Raw genomic sequence first — 6908 nt, 5'->3', positions numbered from 1 at the left:
TGGAGGAACTGGATAATCACGATTTCACGCGATTCAAGTATCGCATTGCCAGTTAATCTTTTGCGTTAGCTCGCTGTCATTTGCCTGGTCTAATTTGCAATGATTTAGATGTGGGAAAGATAAGTTACTGGAGTCCATGCCCACCAGCGCTCATGTTGATTGTGCTTTTGCCGGTCTGGTTTGCGGGCGCGCTCGAATCCAGCGACTTACTTGTAACATAAACCTCAGTCTGTTGGATGTCCGGGATTCCGGGGTCCTCGCGGAGGATTAAAGCGAGTCCGTGGGGTGGGTCATCCCGAGACACTGGAATTATCAAAACCCACTCCACTCAATAAGATACGTCCCACTTTTCCAATTTAAAACCGGTGTTCCGGTCATGTCGCCCTCCTTATCAATACGGTGTCAATACGGACTCATTACGGACAAAGTCCGTAATGAGTCCGTATTGACACCGTATTGATAAGGGGAGCCATGTGGAAAAAAGTCCGCAGGTTTTCGGATTCGGGGCAATAAATATCTTGACAGATAGGCAATTTGCCAAAGGGATAGATGGAGCAAAGAACCAATCTTCGAAGCGGGGCCGCAAGCCGCCGCTTCAGAAAAGAAGACAAGGGGTGCCAGCATGATATCCAGAATAGTGGTCCTGGTCCTGGCCTGCGGAATTGCCGCGAGCCTGGGAGCAGCGAATAGCAAGCCATTCAACTATGAAGCCGCCTGGAAGGAGATCGACAAACTCCAGTCCGACGGATTGCCCCGCTCGATGGGCGAAAAGGTCGATTCCCTCTACGCCGCGGCCCTGCGGGAAAACAAGACCGACCAACAGATCAAGGCCTTGATCTACCAGCTCAAGATCATGCAGCAGGTGGAGGAATTCTCCGAGCAGAAGGCGATCGAGAAAGTGCGCGAACAGCTCCAAACCGCGCCGCATCCCGCCTCCGCCATCCTGCACAGCATGCTGGGCCAGCTTTATTGGAGCTATTACCAGTCAAATCGCTGGCGCTTTGGGCAGCGCACGGAAACGATCAATTTTGAGCCAAAAGACATCGCCACCTGGGACCTGAAAACGATCACCAAAGAGGCCATTTCCGAATACCGGCTGTCTTTGGAACGCTCGTCAGAACTGCAAAAACACAGCATTGCCGACTATCCTGCCGTGATCGCCGGAGGCGGTGCTGAGGAAAGGGCGCTGCGCCCCACCCTGTATGACTTTCTGGCCCACCGCGCCCTGGAATTCTATGCCAATGACGAATCCGGCTTGACTCTGCCCTTCGACGAATTCACCCTTACGGACAGCAAATACTTCCAGCCCGCGTCCAGCTTCGCCAAAATGCAGATCGCCACCCCGGACACCCTTTCCCTCAAATATCAGGCCATCCAGCTCTATCAGGACCTGATCCGCTTCCATCTGGAGGATGCCGATCCCGCCGCGTTGGTGGAGGTGAATCTGGAGCGCCTGCGCTTCGTCTATGACAATTTTGCCCTGGAAGTCGCGGAAAAACATTATGAGAGCGCGCTGCGCCTGGAGCAAAGCAAATATGCTGGCCATCCCGCCTCGGCCTCCGCGGCCTTCCGGCTGGCGGAACTGGTCTACGAGCTGGGAAGCCGCTACAAACCTGAGTTTTCTGAGGATTACCGCTGGAATTTCAAGAACGCCCTGGAGATCTGCCGGGAGGGCGTGAATGCCCATCCCAAAAGCTTTGGCGGCCGGGCCTGCGCCGCTCTGGCGGACAGGATCCAGACCCCCTCTTTGGACCTGACCACGGAAAGCCACGTTGTACCCCGCGCGCCGGTCAAAGCCTTGCTGCGCCTGGCCAATCTGTCACGCGTGCGGGTCCGGGCCTACCGCGTTCCGTATGCCAGCCTGGAAGATGACGAATATCAGGAAAACTATTACTGGCAGCGCGACGATTATCAGAAGCTGAAGGAACTGGCGCGCAAGAAACCTCTCTGGGAGAAGACCTTCGAGCTCGCCAACGAAGGGGATTTCCGCTCCCACAGCTATGAACTGCCGCTCACCTCCTTCGCCGCAGGCAACTACGTAGTGATCGCCGACAGCGAGGACGAAACCCCGCACGGAGGCAAGCTTTTGGGCTTCAGCCTCTTCTCCAGCACCCGCATTTCCTATCTGACCCGGAGCATGGAGCAGGGCTCTTTGCTGCTGCTCGACCGGGACAGTGGAGCGCCGCTAGCCGGAGCGCGGGTTAGGACCTATTCCCGGGATTGGGACCGCTCCAGAAGTGTCTATAAATACGCCCAAACCTGGTCTGGAACCAGCGACGCGCAAGGCCTGGTGGACCTTTCCGGCAAAGAAACGTCCTGGAACACCAAAATGCTGATCACCCTGGGAACGGATTCCCTGCTGGTCGGCAACCAATATCTGGGCGGCCGGAATCAGCGGAGCCAGATATCCACGACCTGCCTGATGTTCACCGACCGCGCCATCTACCGGCCCGGGCAGACCATCTTTGTCAAAGGCGTCCTCTATGAGACCAACGGCGAAAAGCACAACGTGCTCAGGCCCAACACCGAGCTGGAGGTCATCTTCTATGACGTGAACTCCCAGATCGTTGCCCAGGAGAGGGTCCGGACCAATGAGTACGCCACTTTCAACACCACTTTCACCGCCCCCAAAGGCGTCCTGACGGGAAACATGTACATTGCCACGGGCTACATGACAGTGCCGGGAAAGACGGCGGGCTCTTATTCCAAGGTCAAGGTGCAGGGCATGATCAGCTTCAGCGTGGAGGAATACAAGCGTCCGCGCTTTGAAGTGAAGCTGGACCAGCCTTCCGCCACCTACAAGCTGGAACAGTACGTGAGCCTGAAAGGCAGCGCGCTTTCCTATGCCGGCTTTCCGATCGACAACGCGACCGTGAATTTCCGGATCACGCGCCAGGCCCGCTATCCCTGGTGGTTCTGGTGGTGGGGTCCCAGCCCGGCCACGCCGCAAAAGGAGATCGCGCGCGGAACGGCGGTGACGGACTCTGGTGGCGAATTCAGCCTCACTTTCCTGGCCTCTGGCGATCCCTCCGTGCTGACCAGATTCAATCCCTATTTCCTGTTCGTGATCACTGTCGACGTCACCGACATCAGCGGCGAAACGAGGTCCGGGCTATTGCGGCTCAGCATCGGGGACCAGGAACTGCTGCTGGATCCCGTGCTGGGCGAAAACATCGATCTGGCCACCCAAGAACTGCTCATCCCGGTCCGGACCACCAACCTGGGCGGCGAGCCCATTCCCGCGCGCGGAAAGGTCACCATTTCCCAGCTTCAGGCCCCCGGCAACATCCAGAAAAGAAGGCTGTGGAACTCTCCCGACCGCAATTATCTGGAGCGGGGGGAATTTCTGAAGCTCTTTCCCAACGACATCTATGCAAAAGAGGACAACATCAGCGCCTGGAAGGTCCTGGAATCAGTCTGGAGCGGAACTTTCGCCACTCCGGACCAGGATACGCTAAGGATCGATAATCTCAGGAAATGGCAGCCCGGGGCTTACGTCCTCGAAGCCATTGCCACCTATAACCAACAGGAGATCAAGGTCACCAAGTATTTCACGGTCTACGATTCCGGAGCCAAAAACCTGCCCAGGCCTGTGGCGGAGTGGTTCGTGCCCATAAAAACCGTCTGCGAGCCCGGCGAAGAGGCCAAAATCCTGATCGGCAGCGGCTACGACGGCGTTTCCCTGCTCATGGAGGTGGAAAAGGACCACGCCATCGTGGAAAGCCGGCGCCTGAGCCTGGACGGGGAACAGAAGCTGATCGAACTGCCCGTCGTGGAGGCCGACCGGGGCAGCTATTACGTGCATTTCACCTTCATCCGCGACGGGCGTTTGTACTCCCGCACCCAGGAGATCACCGTGCCCTGGACCAACAAGCAGATCTCCTTTGAATACAGCACTTTCCGCGACAAACTGCTCCCCGGGCAGGAAGAGGAATGGCGGCTCAAACTGAAGGACCACACCGGCGGCAAGGTCACCGCGGAGGTCCTGGCCTCCATGTATGACGCCTCTTTGGACGCCTTCCGTTCCAGCACCTGGAGCGTCGGATTCCATGGTAAGGTGAGCAGATGGGGCGGTTGGTCGAACTACGCCTTCGTCAATCCGGTCAACCTCATCACCATACACAGACAGCATTACACCCCCTATCCAGAGCGGCATTACGACCAGTTGAACTGGTATGGCTACAGTATTGGATACTACTACGGAAGGATGATAAGCTATGATCTGATGATGGCGATGCCTGAAGCCGCCATGATGAAGGATACGGTGGGCAGCAGCAGGGAAATTGAAGAAACAGCCCAGAGCGGGGTCGCGAATGAGGCGGATATGTCTTTCCAGAGTGTTGCTGAAGCCCAGGTTCTCCCAGCAGAGGATCTTTCCGGTGTGCAAGCACGCGTCAATTTCAACGAGACGGCCTTCTTCTATCCAGAACTCAGGACGGACGAAAACGGCGAGGTCAGCTTCGTCTTCACCGTGCCGGAAGCCCTCACCAAATGGAAGTTCCGCGCCTTCGCCCTCTCCAAAGATCTCCAGACCGGCCTCACGGAGAACGGCACCGTGACCCAGAAACCCCTGATGGTGCTGCCCAACGCCCCACGCTTCCTGCGCGAGGGGGATAGGCTCACCTTCAGTGCCAAGATCACTTCGCTGGACGAGACCGACCTCTCTGGAAACTGCCAGCTCTTCCTCTTCGACGCCATCACGCTGGAACCCGTGGATGCCCTGTTCAAGCTCAGAAACGCCCAGCAGCCTTTCTTCGTAAAGAAAGGCGAGAGCAGCAGCCTGAGCTGGGATCTGGAAATACCTGCCGGCCTGGGTGCTGTAACCTACAGGGTTGTGGCCCGCTCCGGGGATTTTTCCGACGGCGAGGAAAACACCCTGCCCATCCTCACCAATCGCATGCTGGTGACCGAAAGCCTGCCTCTGCCGGTGCGGGGGAATACCAGCAAATCCTTTGTCTTTGCCAAACTGCGGGACAGCGGGGATTCGGCCACCATCCGCCATCACAAGCTGACCCTGGAATACACTTCCAACCCGGCCTGGTACGCGGTTCAGGCCCTGCCCTACCTGATGGAATATCCCCACGACTGCAACGAGCAGATCTTCTCCCGCTTCTACGCCAACAGCCTCGCCTCCCACATCGCCAACTCCAATCCCCGCATCCAGCGGGTCTTTGAGTCCTGGCGCGACACTCCCAATTCCGCCGCCCTGCTTTCCAACCTGGAGAAAAACCAGGAACTGAAGGCCGTGATCCTGCAGGAAACCCCGTGGGTGCTGGACGCGAAGGATGAAAGCCAGGCCAAACAAAGGATCGGCCTGCTCTTCGACCTCAACAACATGGCCAACCAGTATCAAACCGCCCTGCTCAAACTGCAGCAGAACCAGAATCCCAGCGGCGCCTGGCCCTGGTTCCCGGGCATGCGTGATTCCTGGTGGGTGACGCAGTACATCGTGGAAGGCTTCGGACACCTCGACCATCTCGGCGTGACGGCCATCCGCGAGGATTCCCAGGTCTGGGAAATGCTTCAAGCCGCCATCCGCTACACAGACCGCGAGATTCTCCGCGACTATGAGAACATCAAGCGCTACGGACGTCTGGAGGACGACAACCTGGGCTACATGGAGTTGCACTATCTCTATGCCCGGTCGTATTTTAAGGATATCAGGATACCCGAGGACGTGAACGTGGCGGTGGATTACTTCAAAGGCCAGTCGGAAAGATATTGGCTGAGTAAAGACCTCTTCGGACAAGGCCTGATCGCCCTGGCCCTGCACCGCGACGGAAACAAGGTGATTCCCGGCAAGATCATCGCCTCCCTGAAAGAGCGGGCCCTGCACGATGAGGAACTGGGCATGTGGTGGAAAAACGACAACTGGGGCTGGTTCTGGTATCAGGCCCCGATCGAGACCCAGGCCCTGCTGATCGAGGCTTTCAACGACATCACCGGCGATACCGAATCCATCGACGGCCTGCGCACCTGGCTGCTTAAAAACAAGCAGACCACGAACTGGAAAACGACCAAAGCAACCGCGTCAGCCTGCTACTCCTTACTGCTTTCCGGAACCGAATGGCTGAACACGGAGCAATTGGCCCAGATCACGATTGGCGGAGAGATCCTCGATCCCACCAAACTGGAAGGCTCTCAGGTGGAGGCTGGGACAGGCTATTTCAAAACCTCTTGGTCCGGCGGTGAGGTCACTCCTCAAAAAGCCGCGGTGAGCGTCTCCAACCCCAATGACGTGGCTTCCTGGGGCTCCCTCTACTGGCAGTATTTTGAGGACCTGGACAAAATCACTCCGGCGGAAACCCCGCTGAGCCTAAAGAAACAGCTTTTCATTGAGCGGCTCACGGACACCGGCCGGGTGCTGGATCCCATCAGCGATAAAACCAGGCTGAAAGTGGGCGACAAGGTGATCGTGCGTATCGAACTGCGCACGGACCGGGACATGGAGTATGTGCACCTGAAAGACATGCGCAGCGCCGGATTCGAGCCCATCAACGTGCTTTCCCAATACAAGTGGCAGGACGGCCTGGGCTATTATGAGGCCACCGGAGACGCCTCCACCAACTTCTTCATCGAATACCTGCGCAAGGGCACCTACGTTTTCGAATATCCGCTCCGCGTGTTCAATGCGGGCGATTTTTCCAATGGCATCACCAGCGTACAATGCATGTACGCACCGGAGTTCAGTTCCCATTCCGAGGGGATCCGCGTGACGGTGGAATAGGCCTGTTGAAAACCTATCCGGAAGAGCAGCAGTAACTTGGACCTCATTCCCGGACCGACCGGAGGCGGACGATCTGCTCTGGGCGGTCCGGGACTGGCATGATGGTCAAAGATGGAAATCCCGCAGATACGGCCCTGCAGAAAAAAATTCTTGACAATTCTCCGCGCTCTTTGGTTACTTG

At 57.2% G+C, this 6908-nt stretch carries 1 protein-coding gene; it reads left to right on the top strand.

The features are described from left to right. Positions 1–622 precede the first annotated feature (622 nt). Positions 623–6727, top strand: coding sequence for a hypothetical protein (locus K0B87_03830; GenBank protein ID MBW6513869.1), 6105 nt, complete (start codon positions 623–625; stop codon positions 6725–6727). Positions 6728–6908 lie beyond the last annotated feature (181 nt).

Origin of the sequence: Candidatus Syntrophosphaera sp. (assembly GCA_019429425.1) — a bacterium.
Taxonomy (GTDB): domain Bacteria; phylum Cloacimonadota; class Cloacimonadia; order Cloacimonadales; family Cloacimonadaceae; genus Syntrophosphaera.
Note: the sequence above shows the minus strand (reverse complement) of the source record. Positions and strands in the feature narration are given on the sequence as shown.